The sequence below is a fragment of the Pseudomonas sp. P1.31 genome, from assembly GCF_001269815.1.
GTDB lineage: Bacteria > Pseudomonadota > Gammaproteobacteria > Pseudomonadales > Pseudomonadaceae > Aquipseudomonas > Aquipseudomonas rustica.
Window position 1 is genome coordinate 305,477 of record NZ_LHVN01000003.1, and the last position, 18,949, is coordinate 324,425.

Genomic DNA, 18,949 nt, shown 5'->3' on the forward strand with positions numbered 1-18,949 from the left:
CTCGGCGACGATGCACAGCACCAGTCCTGGTGCGTCCGTGCCTTTCAGGTTCTGCTCCGACAATCCACTGCCTGGATGCTGTCTGGAGAGCCCGTGATGACTACAAAATCAAAAAACGCGATCAACCTGAGTGACTCGGCCAAGGTCGACGAGCAATCGGTCAAGCCGTTCACCCGTTCGCAAAAAGTCTACGTTCAGGGCTCCCGCCCGGACATCCGCGTGCCGATGCGCGAAATCAGCCTCGACGTGACGCCGACCGATTTCGGCGGCGAAATCAACGCGCCGGTCACCGTTTACGACACCTCAGGCCCGTACACCGATCCGAACGTGGTGATCGATGTGCGCAAAGGTCTGGGCGATGTGCGTTCGGCGTGGATCGACGACCGTGGCGACACCGAGCGCCTGCCAGGCCTGAGTTCGAACTTCGGCCAACAACGTCTCGCCGATGCCGAGCTGACCAAACTGCGTTTCGCCCACGTCAACAACCCGCGCCGCGCCAAGGCCGGGGCCAACGTCAGCCAGATGCATTACGCCCGTAAAGGCATCATCACCGCCGAGATGGAATACGTCGCCATCCGCGAAAACATGAAGCTGCAAGAAGCCCGCGCTGCCGGCCTGTTGACGCAGCAACACGCCGGGCACAGCTTCGGCGCGAGCATCCCGAAAGAAATCACTGCCGAATTCGTCCGCGAAGAAATCGCCCGTGGCCGCGCAATCATTCCGGCCAACATCAACCACGTCGAACTGGAACCGATGATCATCGGCCGTAACTTCCTGGTGAAGATCAACGGCAACATCGGCAACAGCGCGCTGGGTTCTTCGATCGAAGAAGAAGTGGCGAAACTGACCTGGGGCATTCGCTGGGGTTCGGACACCGTGATGGACTTGTCCACCGGTAAACACATTCACGAAACCCGCGAGTGGATCATCCGCAACTCGCCAGTGCCGATCGGCACCGTGCCGATTTATCAGGCGCTGGAAAAAGTCAATGGCGTCGCCGAAGACCTGACCTGGGAGCTGTTTCGCGACACGCTGATCGAGCAGGCCGAGCAGGGCGTCGACTATTTCACCATCCACGCCGGCGTGCTGCTGCGTTACGTGCCGCTGACCGCCAAGCGCGTGACCGGCATCGTCTCCCGTGGCGGTTCGATCATGGCCAAGTGGTGCCTGGCGCACCATAAAGAGAACTTCCTCTACACCCACTTCGACGAAATCTGCGAAATCATGAAGGCTTACGACGTCAGCTTCTCGCTGGGCGATGGCCTGCGTCCGGGCTCGATTGCCGACGCCAACGACGAAGCGCAGTTCGGCGAACTGGAGACCCTCGGCGAGCTGACCAAGATCGCCTGGAAGCATGATGTGCAATGCATGATCGAAGGCCCGGGCCACGTGCCGATGCAGTTGATCAAAGAGAACATGGACAAGCAGCTGGAGTGCTGCGACGAGGCGCCGTTCTACACCCTCGGCCCGCTGACCACCGACATCGCGCCGGGCTATGACCACATCACCTCCGGCATCGGTGCGGCGATGATCGGCTGGTTCGGTTGCGCGATGCTTTGCTACGTGACGCCGAAGGAACACTTGGGCCTGCCGAACAAGGATGACGTGAAGACCGGGATCATCACTTACAAGATCGCGGCGCATGCGGCGGACTTGGCCAAAGGGCATCCGGGCGCACAGATTCGCGACAACGCCTTGAGCAAGGCGCGTTTCGAATTCCGTTGGGAAGACCAGTTCAACCTCGGTCTGGATCCGGACACCGCGCGTTCGTATCACGATGAAACCCTGCCGAAGGATTCGGCGAAGGTCGCGCACTTCTGTTCGATGTGCGGGCCGAAATTCTGCTCGATGAAGATCACCCAGGAAGTCCGCGAATACGCGGCCAACCAGCGGATCGAAGCGGTCGACGTGGACGTCGCCCAAGGCCTGGCGGAACAGGCCGAGCGGTTCAAGAAGGAAGGCAGTCAGCTGTACAAGAAAGTTTGACCCCGTACTGATCGTTCCCACGCTCCGCGTGGGAATGCAGCCCGTGACGCTCCGCGTCACTGGACGCGGAGCGTCCCTAGAGGCATTCCCACGCAGAGCGTGGGAACGATCACACAACAACAAATGTCCCTCTGAGATAACACCCTTGAGCATTCAACCCAGCACTTACTCCCCCGACCTCGCCGTACCCGCCGACAAGCGTGTATTCGGTGGTCGCGATCTTTTTTCCCTGTGGTTCTCCCTCGGCATCGGCCTGATGGTTTTGCAGACCGGCGCATTGCTCGCGCCAGGTTTGGGCCTGTCCGGTTCGTTGCTGGCGATTTTCCTTGGCACGCTGGTCGGCGTGCTGTTGCTGGCCGCCGTTGGCGTGATCGGCAGTGACACCGGCCTGTCGTCGATGGCCGCGCTGAAGCTCAGCCTCGGCAGCAAAGGCGCGAGCCTGCCGGCGCTGCTCAATTTGCTGCAACTGATCGGTTGGGGTTCGTTCGAAATCATCGTCATGCGCGACGCCGCCAGCCTGCTCGGCACCCGGGCGTTCAGCGAAGGTTCGTTGTGGTCGAACCCGGTGTTGTGGACGCTGTTTTTCGGCGCATTGGCAACCTTGCTAGCGGTCAGTGGCCCGTTGACCTTCGTGCGGCAGATCCTGCGCAAGTGGGGCATCTGGCTGTTGCTCGCCGCGTGCATCTGGCTGACCTGGAACCTGTTTGCCAAAGCCGATCTGGTCGATCTTTGGTCGCGCGCCGGTGACGGTTCGATGCCATTCGCCGTGGGCTTCGACATTGCCATCGCGATGCCGCTGTCATGGCTGCCGCTGATCGCCGACTACTCGCGATTCGGCAAGCGTGCGAGGAATGTGTTCGGTGGCACTGCGGTCGGTTTCTTCATCGGTAACTTCTGGCTGATGAGCCTTGGCGTCGCCTATACCCTGGCCTTCGCGCCGAGCGGTGAAGTCAACGCGCTGCTGTTGGCATTGGCTGGCGCCGGTCTGGGCATTCCGCTGTTGCTGATTTTGCTGGATGAATCGGAAAACGCCTTCGCCGATATTCACTCGGCAGCGGTGTCCAGCGGGATTCTGTTGCGTCTGAAAGTCGAGCATCTGGCCTTGGCCATCGGCGTGATTTGCACGCTGATCGCCTTGCTGGCGCCGTTGGCGCAGTACCAGAATTTTCTGCTGCTGATCGGTTCGGTGTTTGCGCCGCTGTTCGGTGTGGTGCTGGTGGATCACTTCATTCTGCGCAAGCGCAGCGCTCAGGTCGCATCAGCCGCATTGCGCTGGCCGGCGTTGTTGGCGTGGCTGGGTGGCGTGAGCACCTACCACTTGCTGGCGAATCTGTATCCGGATGTCGGCGCAACCCTGCCGGCGCTGGTGCTGGCAGGGCTGTTGCAGCTAGTGCTGGGCCGGGCCTTCAGTTACGGCCGGGAAACAGCTCAGGCTTGAGAATGCCGTTCAGACGCGGATAAGGAATCTTCAGTTCGACGTGGCCCAGTGCGTAAGGCGCAATGGTGGTCACGTCGTACTTGAGGATCACGCCGCCATAGGTCAGCGCCACGTTCTGGGTTTTCACGAACGGCCAGTTCTTCACGAACTCCGCTTCCTGATCAAGCTTGGTGCTGATCAACCAGCTGTTGTGCGCAACCTGCGCCGCTTTCCAGAATGCGTCTTCCTGACCCGGCAGCAACATGTCGGACAGGTTCAGCACCTTGTGCTGCTGGCGCGAATAGTTGATGAAACCGCGACCCGGATTGCCATGCGCGCCGCCGGTGTCGAGGTAGCTCGACAACTCGATGATCACCAAGCCGTCATGCTGCTCGCGTACTTTCGCTTGCAGGTAGCTGCTGTTGCGCGGGCCGGCACTGGCCAGAAACTGATCGCGATAAGCCGCCAGGGTCGGCGCTACCGGGGCATTTTTCTCGGTGCGGGTCATTTGCAGCAGACGTTTTTCGATGATGCCGTCCAGTGCAGGTTCGGCCGGGAAGCGCAGGGTGTCGATGTTCACCAGCGGACAATCCGGGTTGGAACAGCCAGGTTTCAACTGTTCGGATGCGTCGCGAGTGGTCTCCAGCGGCGTGCGGTAGTTGGGCTGGAACAGGCTCGCGCAGGCGCCCAGAGTCAGGGCGATGGCGGCCACGGAGGCAATTTTGAAAAGCGACATAGGCGTCCTTTCGAAAACAAGGGAAGGCAAAAAGTTACCGCTTCGACTCTCAACGAGGCAGTCAGTTCGCCACTAAGCTAATTAGAGTGGGTTTCGCCTCCACCGTCCATCCCGCTGACGGTAAAGGGGCTGCATCAAACCGTTCGGGCGCGTTAGGATGGCGCGAAGTCGAGGTTGCCAATCAAGCAGCGCAGCCTCGTAATGGAATTGCAGTAAAGAGGATGCTCATGACTGATTTTGCCAACGCTATTCCGACCGCCGTCGATATCGTGCGGCGCGAAAAATGCTACGAGGGCTTTTACAAGCTCGACCGCGTGCACCTGCGCCATGAATTGTTCGCCGGGGGCATGAGCCGCGAAATCAACCGTGAAATCTTCGTCCGCCACGATGCCGTGTGCATGCTGCCTTACGATCCGCAGCGCGACGAAGTGGTGCTGATCGAGCAGTTTCGCATCGGCGCCATGGGCAAGACCGACAACCCGTGGCTGGTCGAGCTGGTCGCTGGTCTGATCGACAAGGATGAACAACCGGAAGAAGTTGCTCACCGCGAGGCGCAGGAGGAAGCTGGGCTGGACATCAAGGCCCTGTGGCCGATGACCAAATATTTCCCGTCACCGGGCGGCAGCAACGAGTTCGTGCATTTGTACTTGGGGCGTTGCAGCACCGAAGGCGCAGGCGGCCTGCATGGCCTGGAAGAAGAGGCAGAAGATATCCGCGTCACGGTCTGGGCCTTTGAAGATGCCTTGCAGGCCGTCCGTGACGGACGCATTGCCAACGCGGCGAGCATCATCGCCTTGCAGTGGCTGGCGCTGAACCGCGCCGAAGTGAGGGGGTTATGGTTGTAAACAAGTTGCGCGATCGCTATCGAGTCGACCTCGCGGGGCTGCAAGCCGCCTGCGAGGCCAACTACGCGCGCCTGATGCGACTGGTGCCGGACATGCGCAACGACCCCGAAGCGCGGCGCATCGCCGTGACCCAGGGCGAGCAGATGCTCGGCGTGCTGGCCCTCGAAGTGCTGCAAACCTGCCCGTACACCACCACTTTGCAAGTGCGTCAGGAACACAGCCTGCCGTGGCTGCCGGTGCCGCAACTGGAAGTGCAGGTCTATCACGACGCGCGCATGGCCGAAGTGGTCAGCGCTGAACATGCTCGACGCTTTCGCGGCATCTATCCTTACCCGAACGCCGCGATGCATCAGCCGGATGAAAAGGCTCAGCTCAATCTGTTCCTGGGGGAATGGCTGAGTCATTGCCTGGCGCTGGGGCACGAGTACGAAGTCGTACGCTAGTTGTGAACTGCGTCCGGTTCACCGCTTTCCTCTTTTACTGATCCCCCAGCATAATTGCGACACTTGATCGATTCCGTGCTTTTGCCTTGGGAGAACGCCTTGCCGAGCGTATCCACGTTGACCCCCGCCGATGCGGCGCTGCTGGTGCAGTTGTCCGACAGCCATCTGTTCGCCGAGGCGGACGGTTCGCTGCTGGGCATGAACACCCGCGAGAGCCTGCAAAAGGTCATCGAACTGGTACTGGAGCAACAGCCGCAGATCGACCTGATTCTGGCCACCGGGGATATTTCCCAGGACGGCACGCTGGAGTCGTACCAACAGTTTCGCCAGATGAGCGCGCAGATCGATGCGCCGGCGCGCTGGATTCCCGGTAATCACGATGAACCGCAGATCATGGCGGTTGCCGCCGTGCAAAGCGCATTGCTGGAACCGATTGTGGACATCGGTAACTGGCGGGTGACTCTTTTGGATTCGGCGGTGCCGGGTTCGGTGCCGGGGTATTTGCAAGACGATCAATTGCAGCTGCTGGCCCGTTCGCTGAGCGAAGCGCCGGAGCGGCATCATCTGGTGTGCTTTCACCATCATCCGGTTCCGATTGGCTGCGTGTGGATGGAGCCAATTGGTTTGCGCAATCCTGAAGCGTTTTTCGAGGTGCTGGATCGTTTTCCACAGGCCCGCGCGGTGTTGTGGGGGCATGTGCATCAGGAGATTGATCGTGAGCATAATGGCGTGCGGCTGATGGCTTCGCCGTCGACGTGCATTCAGTTTGAGCCGGGCAGTGAGGATTTCAAGGTGGGGGAGCAGGCGCCGGGGTATCGCTGGTTACGGCTGTTGCCGGATGGGCGGCTGGAAACTGGCGTGGAACGCGTCACCGGTTTCGCCTACACAGTCGATTACGGCTCCAACGGTTATTGAGCGACAAATCAAAACCCTCACCCCAGCCCTCTCCCAGAGGGAGAGGGGGCCGACCGAGGTGTCTTTCGCTATCCATCGACCTGAAGCAGTGTTGTCGATTGCGGATTCACAGCAAAGCGTTCAGGTCGATGTAGTTCGCAAATATCCCCCATTCGGTCCCCTCTCCCTCCGGGAGAGGGCTAGGGTGAGGGCCGCTCGTGCTGTCACACCAATTTATCGAGCCCACCCCCAAACCCGGCCCTTCTCCCTGTAAACTCCGCTATCTTTCGCCGACACTCAGGGAGCTCAAATGTCCGGTTCGATCCTCTATATCCACGGTTTCAACAGCGCCCCGGCCTCGAAAAAGGCCTGTCAGCTGGTAACGGTGATGGAGCAACTGGGTTTGAGCGACAAACTGCGTGTCCCGGCCCTGCATCACCATCCGCGCGAAGCCATCGGTCAGTTGGAGCAGGCAATCGCCGAGCTGGGCAGCCCGCTGCTGGTGGGAAGCTCACTCGGCGGCTACTATGCGACTCACCTGGCCGAGCGCCATGGCCTGAAAGCCCTGCTGGTCAACCCGGCGGTCAGCCCGCACCGGATGTTCGACGGCTATCTGGGCACGCAGAAAAACCTGTATACCGATGAAACCTGGGAATTGACCCACGACCATGTAACGGCCCTGGCCGAGCTGGAAGTGCCAGCACCTGTGGACGCCCAGCGCTATCAGGTATGGTTGCAGACCGGCGATGAAACACTGGATTATCGCCTCGCCCAGCAGTATTACCGCGCCTGTGCCTTGCGCATTCAGGCCGGCGGCGACCACAGTTTCCAAGGCTTTGCCGGGCAATTGCCGGCATTGCTGAGTTTTGCCGGCATTGGTGCCGATGTGTATCAGGCAATCGATTTCACCGCATTGTGAAGTCTTGCCCCTATTTCATGAATGACTGACGACGAGACCCTATGGCCACTCCCAGCGCTAGCTCTTATAACGCCGACGCCATCGAAGTCCTCTCGGGCCTCGACCCGGTGCGCAAACGCCCCGGCATGTACACCGACACCAGTCGGCCGAATCACCTCGCCCAGGAAGTCATCGACAACAGTGTCGACGAAGCCCTGGCTGGCCACGCCAAATCGGTGCAGGTCATCCTGCACGCCGATCACTCGCTGGAAGTCAGCGATGACGGCCGTGGCATGCCGGTCGACATCCACCCGGAAGAGGGTGTGTCGGGCGTCGAACTGATTCTCACCAAGCTCCACGCGGGCGGCAAGTTTTCCAACAAGAATTACCAGTTCTCCGGCGGTCTGCACGGCGTGGGTATTTCCGTGGTCAACGCCTTGTCGACCGAAGTTCGCGTGCGCGTAAAGCGTGACGGCAACGAATACCAGATGACGTTCGCCGATGGCTACAAAGCCACCGAGCTGGAAATCGTCGGCACCGTCGGCAAACGCAACACCGGCACCAGCGTGTACTTCGCGCCGGATCCGAAATACTTCGACTCACCAAAATTCTCCATCAGCCGTCTCAAGCACGTGCTCAAGGCCAAGGCTGTGCTGTGCCCGGGCCTGCTGGTCAGCTTCGAAGACAAAGGCACCGGCGAAAAAGTCGAGTGGCATTACGAAGACGGCCTGCGCTCGTATTTGGTCGACGCCGTCAACGAATTCGAACGCCTGCCGAACGAGCCGTTCTGCGGCGCGTTCGCCGGTAATAAAGAAGCCGTCGACTGGGCGCTGCTGTGGCTGCCGGAAGGTGGCGACGCGGTACAGGAAAGTTACGTCAACCTGATCCCGACGGCGCAGGGCGGCACCCACGTCAACGGTTTGCGTCAGGGCCTGCTCGATGCGATGCGAGAATTCTGCGAATTCCGCAGTCTGCTGCCACGCGGCGTGAAGCTGGCGCCGGAAGACGTCTGGGAGCGCATTGCGTTCGTCCTGTCGATGAAAATGCAGGAGCCGCAATTCTCCGGCCAGACCAAAGAACGACTGTCGTCCCGTGAAGCAGCGGCGTTCGTCTCCGGTGTGGTTAAAGACGCCTTCAGCCTGTGGCTCAACGCCAACCCGGAAACCGGTCTGGCCCTGGCCGAACTGGCGATCAACAACGCCGGTCGTCGTCTCAAGGCGAGCAAGAAAGTCGAGCGCAAACGCGTCACCGCAGGCCCGGCATTGCCGGGCAAACTGGCGGATTGCGCCGGCCAGGATCCGATGCGCTCCGAACTGTTCCTCGTCGAAGGTGATTCCGCCGGCGGTTCCGCCAAGCAAGCGCGGGACAAGGAATTCCAGGCGATCCTGCCGTTGCGCGGCAAGATCCTCAACACCTGGGAAGTCGACGGCAGCGAAGTGCTCGCCAGTCAGGAAGTGCACAACATCGCCGTCGCTATTGGTGTCGATCCTGGCGCGGCGGACATGAGCCAGCTGCGCTACGGCAAGATCTGCATCCTCGCCGACGCTGACTCCGACGGTCTGCACATTGCCACGCTGCTGTGCGCGCTGTTCGTCCAGCATTTCCGCCCGCTGGTGGATGCCGGTCACGTCTACGTCGCCATGCCGCCGCTGTACCGTATCGACCTGGGCAAAGAGATTTACTACGCCCTTGACGAAGCCGAGCGCGACGGCATTCTCGATCGTCTGGTTGCCGAGAAGAAACGCGGCAAACCGCAGGTCACCCGATTCAAAGGTCTGGGTGAAATGAACCCGCCGCAGCTGCGCGAAACCACCATGGACCCGAACACTCGGCGTCTGGTGCAGCTGACGCTGGGCGAAGACTACGCCGAAACCTCGGAAATGATGGACATGCTGCTGGCGAAGAAGCGCGCCGGCGATCGCAAAACCTGGCTGGAATCCAAAGGCAACCTCGCCGAGGTGCTGACCTGATGCACTTTGGCTGGGCCTTGGCGGGTGCGTTGCTGCTGAGTTCAATGAGCGTGTCGGCCGAGCCGATACAAGAGCTGCGCCTGCTCGCCGAGCATCCGGTCGACGGCATGCGCGGCGGCAACCTTTCGGGGCTGGCGCTGTGCGGTAACGAGTTGTGGACGGTGTCCGATCGCGATGACGATCAGATCTACCGTCTCAATACCGGCGACAAGGTCTGGCAGGCCGAAACCGTGCACATCGACGTCCCGCCGGTGCCTGACAGCGGTTTGCCGTGGGGCATCAGTTCGCGCACGTGGGCTGCATCGTTTGTGCGTGGCGGCGATCTGGATTTCGAAGGCATCACCTGCGACAACGCTGGCAATCGCTTCATCGTCAGCGAGGCCCACGCGGCCGTGTTGCAAGTGCCGCCACAAGGCCCGGCGTCATGGCTGAAAATCTCGCCAATGCTGGTCAAAGAAGCCCGCGCCAGTGGCATGTTGCTGCACTTCAATGCGCTGTTCGAAGGCTTGGCGATCAACCCGGCGGGCGATCAGATCTGGTTGGCCGCCGAGCGTGAGCGCCGTGGTCTGCTGACCATCAAGCGTCAGCAAACGGTCTGGGATTGCGACGGCGCTTGTGTGTTGCTCAGCGAGGCGGGCGTGGAAATGCAGCCACCGCAATTCCCCAAGGCCCGCGCCGTCACCCGTGATTTCGCCGATCTGTCGCTGTTCAACGGCAAGCTGTTCACGCTGGAACGCAATGCCTTCGAGATCTGCCGCCGCGACGCGGTCACGGCTAAAGTCGAGCAATGTTGGTCGTTCGCTGAAGATGCCTTGCAGCCGCAGCGCCAATACCCACAGGCCTACGGTCTGGCAGAAGCCTTGGTGGTGGATGCGCAGGGCGCGTGGATCGGTATCGACAACAATGAAGGCGTCCGCGCCGACGGCGAAAAACGTCCGATCATCTGGCGCTTTGCCGCGCCTGACGGTGGCTGGAGCGCCAAGCCTTGAGCCAGCAACCCCCGGGCAAACGCGCCGGTCGCGTGCTGATGATTCTGGCCTGGTGCGCGGCGCTGTTTCTCGCTACGCGGTTTTTCGGCCAGTGGGAGCAACGCCAGCAGAATCCGAACGTGGTGGTCAGTTCGGAGCAGGGCGAAGGATTTATTGAGGTGAAACTGGCCGGCAATGCCCAAGGGCATTTTGTCGCCAGCGGTCAGATCAACGGTGAGCCGGTGGAGTTTATGCTCGACACCGGTGCGACCGATGTGGCGATCCCGGCGGATCTGGCCAAACGTTTGAAGCTGGAAGAAGGTTTCGGTGTGACCCTGAGCACGGCCAACGGCCTGAGCCAGGGCTATCGGACAAAAATTGCCCGCCTGCAATTGGGCGACATCGTGCTGCGGGACGTCCGCGCACTGGTGGCGCCGGGGTTGCATGGCGATCAGGTGCTGCTCGGCATGAGCGCCTTGAACAAACTTGAATTTACTCAGCGCGGTGGCACCATGTTGCTGCGCCAGACAACGAACCGATGAGGCCTGCATGAGCAATCCCCTTGATCTCAGCCTGGACGGTGTAGAACGCCGGTCGCTGGCTGACTTCACCGAAAGTGCCTACCTCAACTACTCCATGTACGTGATCATGGACCGTGCGCTGCCGCATATCGGCGACGGTCTGAAACCGGTACAGCGTCGCATCATTTATGCGATGAGCGAGTTGGGCCTGGACGCCGATTCCAAGCACAAGAAATCGGCGCGTACCGTCGGTGACGTGCTCGGTAAGTTTCACCCGCACGGTGACTCGGCGTGCTACGAAGCGATGGTGCTGATGGCCCAGCCGTTCAGCTATCGCTACACGCTGGTCGACGGCCAGGGTAACTGGGGTGCGCCGGACGATCCGAAGTCCTTCGCCGCCATGCGTTACACCGAAGCGCGCCTGTCGCGTTATTCCGAAGTGCTGCTCAGCGAACTGGGCCAAGGCACTGCAGACTGGGGCCCGAACTTCGACGGCACCCTGCAGGAACCGTTGGTGCTGCCGGCGCGCCTGCCGAACATTCTGCTCAACGGTACCACCGGCATCGCCGTGGGCATGGCCACCGATGTGCCGCCGCACAACCTGCGCGAAGTCGCCACTGCTTGCGTGCGTCTGCTCGATGAGCCGAAAGCCACCGTCGAACAGCTCTGCGAGCATATTCAGGGCCCGGACTATCCGACCGAAGCGGAAATCATCACGCCGCGCGCCGACCTGCTGAAAATGTACGAAACCGGCAAGGGCTCGGTGCGCATGCGCGCCGTGTACCACGTCGAGGATGGCGACATCATCGTTACCGCGCTGCCGCACCAAGTTTCCGGTGCGAAAGTGCTGGAGCAGATCGCCGCGCTGATGCAGGCGAAACCGTCGAAAGCGCCGCAGATCGCTGACCTGCGTGACGAATCCGACCACGAAAACCCGTGCCGCATCGTCATCATTCCGGTCAACAGCCGCGTTGATCACGACGCGCTGATGCAGCACCTGTTCGCCAGCACCGAGCTGGAGTCGACCTACCGGGTCAACGTCAACATCATCGGTCTGGACGGCAAACCGCAACTGAAAAACCTCCGCGCCTTGCTGGTCGAATGGCTGGAATTCCGCGTGCAGACCGTGCGTCGCCGCCTGCAATTCCGCCTCGATAAAGTCGAGCGTCGTCTGCACCTGTTGGACGGTTTGTTGATTGCCTACCTCAATCTGGATGAAGTGATCCACATCATCCGTACCGAGGAACACCCGAAAGCCAAGCTGATCGAGCGTTTCGCCCTCAGCGAGATTCAGGCCGACTACATTCTCGACACCCGTCTGCGTCAGTTGGCGCGACTGGAAGAGATGAAGCTGCGCGACGAGCAGGACGAACTGCTCAAGGAACAAGCCAAGCTGCAAGCGTTGCTGGGCAGCGAAGCCAAGTTGAAGAAACTGGTGCGCACCGAGCTGATCAAGGACGCCGAAACCTATGGCGACGACCGTCGTTCGCCAATCGTCGAGCGCAGCGAAGCCAAAGCGTTGACCGAGCATGATCTGCTGCCGAACGAGAAAGTCACCGTTGTGCTGTCGGAAAAAGGCTGGATCCGTTCGGCCAAAGGTCACGACATCGACGCGACCGGCCTGTCATACAAGGCCGGCGACGGCTTCAAGACCTCGGCGGCGGGGCGTTCCAACCAGTCTGCCGTGGTGATTGACTCCACCGGCCGCAGCTATTCGGTCGCCGCGCACACGTTGCCGTCGGCGCGTGGCCAGGGCGAACCGTTGACCGGCCGTCTGACGCCGCCACCGGGCGCCTCGTTTGAATGCGTGCTGATGCCGGAAGACGACGCGTTGTACGTGATCGCCTCCGACGCCGGTTACGGTTTCGTCGTGAAAGGCGAAGACCTGCAAGCCAAGAACAAGGCCGGTAAAGCCCTGTTGAGCCTGCCGAACAACGCCAAAGTCATCGCGCCACGTCCAGTGGCTGATCGTGAGCACAACTGGCTGGCCTCGGTCACGACCGAAGGTCGCCTGCTGATCTTCAAGATCAGCGATCTGCCACAATTAGGGAAGGGCAAAGGCAACAAGATCATCGGTATTTCCGGTGAACGTGTGGCCAGTCGCGAAGAATATGTCACGGACATCGCCGTCATTCCGGAAGGCGCCACGTTGGTATTGCAGGCCGGAAAACGGACTCTGTCGCTGAAGGCCGACGACCTCGAACACTACAAAGGTGAGCGTGGACGTCGTGGCAATAAGCTACCTAGGGGCTTCCAGAGAGTGGATGCGCTGCTCGTCGAAAACCTCAATTAAGCGTCCTAGACGCGTCGATCCACGATTTAACGCGTAGATCGACGCTTTGGCGCTGGAGTCGGAACGCATATTCACGGATGATATGGCCTTTCAAGCGCCGGCGTGGCCGAGCGTTCTTCATATTTATTGAGTATTTTCACTGTGGTCAGCCTTGTGGCGGCCACCTGGACGGGATGATGACTGCGCTACGCCTTCCACTTATTTTGTTGCTCGCCGGCGTTCTTGGCCTGGCGGGTTGCAGCGTTCACCAGCCGGTGTCGCTGTATCAACTGGACAGCGGAAGTCCGGTTCAGCCTGCGCAAAGCGCGGGCATGGCGGTTCTGCTGGGCCCGGTAGTCGTCGCCGATTACCTGCAACGTGAAACACTGCTGCAACGTCAACCCGACGGCAGCCTGCAAGCGGCGACCGATGGTCGTTGGGCCGGCAGCCTTTCGTCGGATATCGATCAGTTGTTGATGCGTCAGGTCGCGGGTCACCTCGACAGCCAACGTGTGGTGCTGGCACCGGCCACCAGCGGGTTTACCCCGGATGTGCAGGTGTTGCTGACCATTACGCGTCTGGACTCCGGCGTTAAACAACCGGCGATCCTTGATGCGCAGTGGCGTTTGATTGACCGTCGTGGTCAGGTGCGTGATAACCGCATCATTCATCTGCAAGAGCTGCATGCAGGCAGTACGGCTTCGCAGGTTCAGGCGCAGGGGATTCTGTTGCAGCGTCTGGCCGAGCAGTTGTCGGTGGCGCTGAAACCGTTGGCTAATCAGCCTCCAGTGGCTGAAGCGCCGCGTAAATCGGCACCGAAACCGGCAGCGCCGGCGGCGGACGCGGATAAGCAGCCGAAGATTCCGATGGCTTCGCCGATTCGGACGGATATGGAAGTGTTCCGCTTCTGACGCTGGATCGAGTTAAAACAGAGCCCGCCTTGTGCGGGCTTTGTTGTGTCTGGGGTTTGGTAGGCAAGATCAAAAGCCCCTCACCCTAACCCTCTCCCGGAGGGAGAGGGGACTGACCGAGGTGTCTGGCGTCATACGTCGACCTGCAAGCGCTTGGCGATTATGGATTCACAGCTGGGCGTTCAAGTCGGTGCAGCTCTGCAATATCCCCCAATCAGTCCCCTCTCCCTTTGGGAGAGGGCTAGGGTGAGGGGCTTTTCAGTCATCCACAAAAAAGCCCGCAGACAATCACTCGTCTGCGGGCTTCTGTGTTTCAGGCCGAAGGCTTAAGCCCGACGCTCATGCATCCGCGCCAGTTGCCGTTCCAGCATCGACGGATAAGGCTCCATCAACCGCTCCACACAGCAAGCCCCCTCAGGGCTGGCGATCGGGCGGATTCGCGCGCGTTGGCGGATCAGCGCGTCGTCACCAATCTTGCGTTCCACCAGCAGCAGATTGCGGCTGTGCTGCGACAGGGCCAAAGCATCCTGCGCCGAATCCGTCAGCAGCAGATCGATCTGGCTCAACCCAAACAGCTCATCGCCCAAGGTCAGGCCCAACTGCAATTGCAGGGTGATGCCGCTGTCCGCGACTTCAATCTGCAACTGATGGCCCAGCGCGCGCAGCAGCTCGCCGCAGCAGATCGCGTTGGTCAGGTAATCATCGCCGCTGTCTTCGGTGTGGAACAGCATCAGCGTGCTGCCGTCGTTCAAGGTTTCGATTTCACCCTGATACAACGAAGCCGCCTGATCGAGACAGTCGCGATAACGTTCCAGCAATTCTTCCAGACGCGCACGCGGCAGGCGACGCAGTTGTTCCTGCGAACCCAGCTGCACGGCGAGCACCGCACTGTGTTGCGGCACGCTCGGCGTGGCTTTGCGCACGACCGGTTGCGGTGCTGCATCGAGCGATTCGTCGCGCAGATCGGCAAACGCGTCGTCGTCTTCATCGTCTTCAACGGTGCTGACGACGTGGCGTGGCGCCGGTTTCTGAGCGGCCATCGGACGGGTTTCGTCGAAGCTCGGATCGCGCAGGTTGCGCACTTCGAACTCGGGCTCGTCGTCCTCTTCTTCGAATTCCGGCTCGGGTTCCGGTTCAGGCACGGGCGCTGGTTCCGGGGCGTAGTTGGCGTGCAGTTGACGCGCCAGATCGCCGATCTCGTCCTGACGATCCGTGCCCGGCGTGAATTCATCGATGTTGCGCAGCCACACGCGCAATTGCAGCAGTGGCGTCGACAAATTACGGCCAATGCGCAGGCTCAGGGCCAGCGACAGTGCCAACAGAATCCCGCTGAGAATGCCCATGCTTTGCAGGCTGATGGTCATCGGCTGCTGGAACTGATCCATGTCGAGGCTGATGCGCAGTTGCCCGGCGGTCACGTCCTGGAACGTGATCTTGCTCTCGTACATGCCTTCGGCTTCGCCCAACAGGCTGTGCTTGGGCCGCTGACCGGACTCGGCGAGGATGCGGTTATCCACGCTGTAGATCGCCGCGTGGGCCACCAGTTTGTTCTTGGTCAGGTTGTTGAGCAGCACGTTGAGGCTGAGGATGTCGTTGGACACCAACAGCTCCGTGGCAGAGGTCGCGGTCTGCGTGGTCAGGCTTTCGCCCAGCGCATCGGCCTGCTGGTGCATGGCCTGCTTGAATTGCAAACCCATCACGCCGGCATAGATCACCAGGGCCAGAGCGACCAGGATCACGTTATGGCTGGCAATGCGCAATGCAATCGGTACACGGCGGTGGCGCAGTGCACGGAAGATCAGCAGGAAGAAGTTATCGGTTTTAACTGGCGTGGGCCGGTTCACTGAGCTCGGCTCTTTTGTCCGTGAAGTTGACGCGCAGTATAGCGACAGGCCCTAGACCGGCAAAGCGCTGACGGTGCCCGATGGTCACTGAAAGTGGGTAGAATGCGGTTTTTTTCCAGTTGCGGGGGTGCGCGTTGCGCGAAATCGTCCTGATTAACATCACGGGGGTCGACCGTCCGGGTCTGACGGCAGCCATTACCGGTGTTCTGGCACAAGGTGGTGTGAACATTCTCGATATCGGTCAGGCGGTGATCCACGACACCCTGTCGTTCGGCATCCTGGTTGAAATTCCCGACTCCGAGCAAGGCAAATCCGTGCTCAAGGACATTCTGTTCAAGGGCTACGAGCTCGACCAGCAGGTGCGCTTCACCCCGGTGTCCGAAGAGGATTACCAGCAATGGGTGGGCAACCAGGGCAAAAAACGCCACATCGTGACCTTGCTGACCCGCAAGGTGACCGCCGGCCAATTGCAGGCCGTCAGCTCGATCACTGCTAAATACGGTTTGAACATCGACCACATCGACCGTCTGTCGGGTCGTATGCCGCTGGACACGCCTGCGGACAAGGGCAAGGGCTGCATCGAGTTTTCCGTGCGTGGCGAAGCGGCCGATCCGCAGGCTCTGCGCGCCGAATTCCTCAGCGTCGCGCAAGAGCTGAACGTCGACATCGCTTTCCAGGAAGACTCGCTGTTCCGTCGCAACCGTCGTCTGGCCGTGTTCGACATGGACTCGACGCTGATCGAAGCCGAAGTGATCGATGAGCTGGCCAAGGCTGCCGGTGTCGGCGAGCAAGTGTCGGCCATTACCGAACGGGCGATGTCCGGCGAGCTGGATTTCCGCGCAAGTTTCAAAGAACGTCTGGCGCTGCTCAAAGGCCTCGACGTCAGCGTGCTTGATTCGATCGGCGCGTCGTTGCGTCTGACCGAAGGCGCGGAAACGTTGTTCGCCGAGCTCAAGCGTTTGGGCTACAAGACCGCCATTCTGTCTGGCGGCTTCACCTATTTCGCCAAGCAATTGCAGGCCAAACTAGGCATCGACTACGTGTTCGCCAACGAACTGGAGGTGGTCGACGGCAAGTGCACCGGCGTGGCGATCGAGCCGATTGTTGATGCGCAGCGTAAGGCTGATTTGCTGAAAGAGTTGGCGCATAAAGAAGGTTTGCGTCTGGAGCAGACCATTGCCGTGGGCGATGGCGCGAACGATCTGCCGATGCTGGCGATTGCCGGGCTGGGTGTAGCCTTCCGCGCCAAGCCGTTGGTGAAGCAATCGGCGAAGCAGGCGATTTCGACGTTGGGTCTGGATGGTGTGCTGTATTTGCTGGGCTTCCGTGATCGTGATGGGCAGCTTTAAGATTTTTGCTGTCTGAGCTGGCCTCTTCGCGAGCAAGCCCGCTCCCACATTGGAATGCATTTCAAAAGTGGGAGCGGGCTTGCTCGCGAAGGCCGCGCCTCGGTCTAGAGTGACTTCCACAACGAATCAAAATCCTCCTCGCTCCCGCCATTCTGCGCGGCTTCCAGCGAGCGGTAAGCGAACTGATTAAAACTGTGCGTACTCGCCACCCGCCGATCCAGCCCGGCGCGGTGTTCTTCGCCGTGGGTGTTGATTAGCACTTTGCTGCCTTCCTGAAACGGCAGGCGCGGCGCGAGCAGTGTCGCGGGCACGTCGATCGCGCTGATCTCCGGCAGCAATAATCCACGCAAATACTGGCTGTGATCGTCCCGCGAACGCACCAGTTGCAAGCCGCAGGGCTGGGCGTGTGGCGCCACCAGTTCAATGCCCATTTGTGTGCCGCCGCCGCGCACCTGACGAATCCAGCGAATCACCGCGATGCTCCAGCCCAGACTGACGCTGTCCTGAATCCCGAGCATTTCCCCGGCCTGCAACTCGGCGGGGACTTCTTTCGGCCAGCCTAAACAGTAGCCGCCGGGGCTGTGATTGATCACGGGCAATGCATAAGTCGGATAGTGCGGTGCGGCGTCGGCGCTGCTTTCGTCTTCGCCGAGGTGGTCGTACTGGATTTCTTCGTAGGGCAAAAACTCCTCGTTATTCTGTGGCGCCGCATCGAAGGCCTGGCTCCAGCTGTCCTTTTCACCTTGAACCACGGCGTGGCTGAAATTCGCTGCGCGGGCGCCGGGATGTTTGAGCATGTCGCTGAAACTGCGCTCGCCGCCAAGGTAGAAGTGCAGGGCGCTCATGCCCACGCACACGGTAAGATTGCCTTGGCCGACGGTGCGCTGAAAACTGCGCTCGGCCGCTTCGCCCCACGTCGCGTGTAAATGTTGCAGCGTGTCGAAACTCAGTCCGGTCGGGACGGGCAAAGGCTTGGACGTGTCCTGATGCAGCAAATGCGCTTCGAGGGTATTCACCAGCCGTTGCGGATCGAAGCCGAGCATACCGGCGCGCTGCTCACTGCGAAACATGCTGCGGTAACGCGGGCCGATATCGAGTTCGGCGCTGATCGCAAACAGGCCGTCGTCGGACGTACCGGGGTGCAGCTTGAGCAGGGCGCTCCATGGTTCAAGCACTTCGGCAAGGCGGGCGATCTGGTTCTGGCGCAGTTGATTGCAGCGCGCGCTGCCGAGGAGCAGGGCGGCGATGTAGGTTTGTTCGAGGCTCAGCTCCGTGGTCAGGCTGGCCAGATCGTCATGCACGCGCCGCTGTTGCAGCTGCAATTCACACGCGATGCGATAGAGCTGATGCAGTTCAAACCACAAATGCTCTGGCGGCGGACTGTATAGCTGGGTTGCGCGAACCAGTTGGCCCTTCAACGCATGCGCCGCGCGCTGCAACGCCAAACCGAGCAGTGCTGCACGATCCTTGCTGTACTTCGGCGTAATCCGCAGAACGATCTGTTTGTAACCGATCGCCAGATGACTTTGCAGGGCCTGACACAGATTGCTGATCTTGCGCGAACGCTCATCGAGCATGATCGCCTGATGCAGGAAATGTCGCTCCAGATGCTGACAGACGAAATACACCTCGGGCCGCAGCAATTCGAGCAGGTGCAGACGATTGTCGCTGGGGGTGAGTAATTGGTTGAGTTCGCCGAGGCCTTGATACAACTGGCGGGCGGTTTCGCCAATGTTGGCCTTGGGCAGGCCGGCGATCCAGCGCTTGAGGTCGCGCGGAGTGGCTTCGCAAAATGACAGGCGCGGCTGACTCGGGGTCGGGGCGCGCAGCTGTGGGGGAGAGATGGTCTGGCTCATGCCAAAAACCATAGCAGCAAATAAGCGAGCGGGTGTTCT

General features: G+C 60.5%; 15 protein-coding genes. 12 read left to right on the plus strand and 3 right to left on the minus strand.

What is annotated here, in order from left to right:
- The first annotated feature begins 96 nt into the window (after nt 1-96).
- Both thiC and cytX read left to right on the plus strand, forming a co-directional pair.
- Entirely contained in the window at nt 97-1,986 is a 1,890-nt protein-coding gene (gene thiC, locus AD669_RS02120; RefSeq protein WP_053116740.1) for a phosphomethylpyrimidine synthase ThiC, read from the plus strand.
- Between the two features lie 145 nt (nt 1,987-2,131).
- Nucleotides 2,132-3,424 carry a putative hydroxymethylpyrimidine transporter CytX gene (gene cytX / locus AD669_RS02125; protein WP_053116741.1) on the plus strand — a complete coding sequence of 431 codons (1,293 nt, stop codon included), beginning with the start codon at nt 2,132-2,134 and terminating at the stop codon, nt 3,422-3,424.
- Here cytX and AD669_RS02130 read toward each other — a convergent pair.
- Nucleotides 3,393-4,139 carry an RsiV family protein gene (locus AD669_RS02130; RefSeq protein ID WP_053116742.1) on the minus strand — a complete coding sequence of 249 codons (747 nt, stop codon included), beginning with the start codon at nt 4,137-4,139 and terminating at the stop codon, nt 3,393-3,395. The two genes, cytX and AD669_RS02130, sit on opposite strands and share 32 nt — an antisense overlap.
- Nucleotides 4,140-4,366: 227 nt before the next feature.
- Between AD669_RS02130 and AD669_RS02135 the strand changes: the two genes are divergently transcribed.
- The 9 genes from AD669_RS02135 to AD669_RS02175 all read left to right on the plus strand — a co-directional run bounded on the left by AD669_RS02135 (nt 4,367) and on the right by AD669_RS02175 (nt 13,861).
- On the plus strand, nt 4,367-4,984 hold the full coding sequence (locus AD669_RS02135) for an NUDIX domain-containing protein (protein WP_053116743.1): 618 nt from the start codon (nt 4,367-4,369) through the stop codon (nt 4,982-4,984).
- Complete coding sequence (locus AD669_RS02140) at nt 4,975-5,427, plus strand: DUF1249 domain-containing protein (protein WP_053116744.1); 453 nt, start codon at nt 4,975-4,977, stop codon at nt 5,425-5,427. The genes AD669_RS02135 and AD669_RS02140 overlap by 10 nt, the downstream gene beginning before the upstream one ends.
- A 99-nt stretch (nt 5,428-5,526) precedes the next feature.
- Nucleotides 5,527-6,342: a 3',5'-cyclic-AMP phosphodiesterase gene (cpdA, locus tag AD669_RS02145; RefSeq protein WP_053116745.1), complete on the plus strand. Its 816-nt coding sequence runs from the start codon at nt 5,527-5,529 to the stop codon at nt 6,340-6,342.
- A 289-nt stretch (nt 6,343-6,631) separates the two neighbouring features.
- A complete protein-coding gene (locus tag AD669_RS02150) occupies nt 6,632-7,240 on the plus strand; it encodes a YqiA/YcfP family alpha/beta fold hydrolase (RefSeq protein ID WP_053116746.1) in 609 nt (202 codons plus the stop codon).
- 41 nt (nt 7,241-7,281) lie between these two features.
- Entirely contained in the window at nt 7,282-9,189 is a 1,908-nt protein-coding gene (parE, locus tag AD669_RS02155) for a DNA topoisomerase IV subunit B (RefSeq protein ID WP_053116747.1), read from the plus strand.
- On the plus strand, nt 9,189-10,178 hold the full coding sequence (locus tag AD669_RS02160; RefSeq protein ID WP_053116748.1) for an esterase-like activity of phytase family protein: 990 nt from the start codon (nt 9,189-9,191) through the stop codon (nt 10,176-10,178). The genes parE and AD669_RS02160 overlap by 1 nt, the downstream gene beginning before the upstream one ends.
- The gene (locus AD669_RS02165; protein ID WP_053116749.1) at nt 10,175-10,699 is read left to right on the plus strand and encodes a TIGR02281 family clan AA aspartic protease; all 525 of its coding nucleotides are present in this window, start codon (nt 10,175-10,177) and stop codon (nt 10,697-10,699) included. Before AD669_RS02160 ends, AD669_RS02165 begins: the two co-directional genes overlap by 4 nt.
- 7 nt (nt 10,700-10,706) lie before the next feature.
- Entirely contained in the window at nt 10,707-12,971 is a 2,265-nt protein-coding gene (gene parC, locus AD669_RS02170; RefSeq protein WP_053116750.1) for a DNA topoisomerase IV subunit A, read from the plus strand.
- A 176-nt stretch (nt 12,972-13,147) separates the two neighbouring features.
- Nucleotides 13,148-13,861 carry a membrane integrity-associated transporter subunit PqiC gene (locus tag AD669_RS02175; RefSeq protein ID WP_053116751.1) on the plus strand — a complete coding sequence of 238 codons (714 nt, stop codon included), beginning with the start codon at nt 13,148-13,150 and terminating at the stop codon, nt 13,859-13,861.
- A gap of 326 nt (nt 13,862-14,187) precedes the next feature.
- Here AD669_RS02175 and AD669_RS02180 read toward each other — a convergent pair whose 3' ends face one another.
- A complete protein-coding gene (locus tag AD669_RS02180; protein ID WP_053116752.1) occupies nt 14,188-15,705 on the minus strand; it encodes an AhpA/YtjB family protein in 1,518 nt (505 codons plus the stop codon).
- A 134-nt stretch (nt 15,706-15,839) separates the two neighbouring features.
- Here AD669_RS02180 and serB point away from each other — a divergent pair, with 134 nt between their 5' ends.
- Complete coding sequence (gene serB, locus AD669_RS02185; protein ID WP_053116753.1) at nt 15,840-17,054, plus strand: phosphoserine phosphatase SerB; 1,215 nt, start codon at nt 15,840-15,842, stop codon at nt 17,052-17,054.
- 104 nt (nt 17,055-17,158) lie between these two features.
- On the opposite strand, the gene AD669_RS02190 is transcribed toward serB, so the two are convergent.
- A complete protein-coding gene (locus AD669_RS02190; protein WP_053116754.1) occupies nt 17,159-18,910 on the minus strand; it encodes a hypothetical protein in 1,752 nt (583 codons plus the stop codon).
- Nucleotides 18,911-18,949: the final 39 nt, after the last annotated feature.

Bases quoted from the DNA above. Each gene is read 5' to 3' on its own strand.
- thiC (WP_053116740.1), top strand. From the start codon at position 97: ATGACTACAAAATCAAAAAACGCGATCAACCTGAGTGACTCGGCCAAG.
- AD669_RS02130 (WP_053116742.1), bottom strand. From the start codon at position 4,139: ATGTCGCTTTTCAAAATTGCCTCCGTGGCCGCCATCGCCCTGACTCTG.
- AD669_RS02135 (WP_053116743.1), top strand. From the start codon at position 4,367: ATGACTGATTTTGCCAACGCTATTCCGACCGCCGTCGATATCGTGCGG.
- AD669_RS02140 (WP_053116744.1), top strand. From the start codon at position 4,975: ATGGTTGTAAACAAGTTGCGCGATCGCTATCGAGTCGACCTCGCGGGG.
- AD669_RS02150 (WP_053116746.1), top strand. From the start codon at position 6,632: ATGTCCGGTTCGATCCTCTATATCCACGGTTTCAACAGCGCCCCGGCC.
- parE (WP_053116747.1), top strand. From the start codon at position 7,282: ATGGCCACTCCCAGCGCTAGCTCTTATAACGCCGACGCCATCGAAGTC.
- AD669_RS02160 (WP_053116748.1), top strand. From the start codon at position 9,189: ATGCACTTTGGCTGGGCCTTGGCGGGTGCGTTGCTGCTGAGTTCAATG.
- parC (WP_053116750.1), top strand. From the start codon at position 10,707: ATGAGCAATCCCCTTGATCTCAGCCTGGACGGTGTAGAACGCCGGTCG.
- AD669_RS02175 (WP_053116751.1), top strand. From the start codon at position 13,148: ATGACTGCGCTACGCCTTCCACTTATTTTGTTGCTCGCCGGCGTTCTT.
- AD669_RS02190 (WP_053116754.1), bottom strand. From the start codon at position 18,910: ATGAGCCAGACCATCTCTCCCCCACAGCTGCGCGCCCCGACCCCGAGT.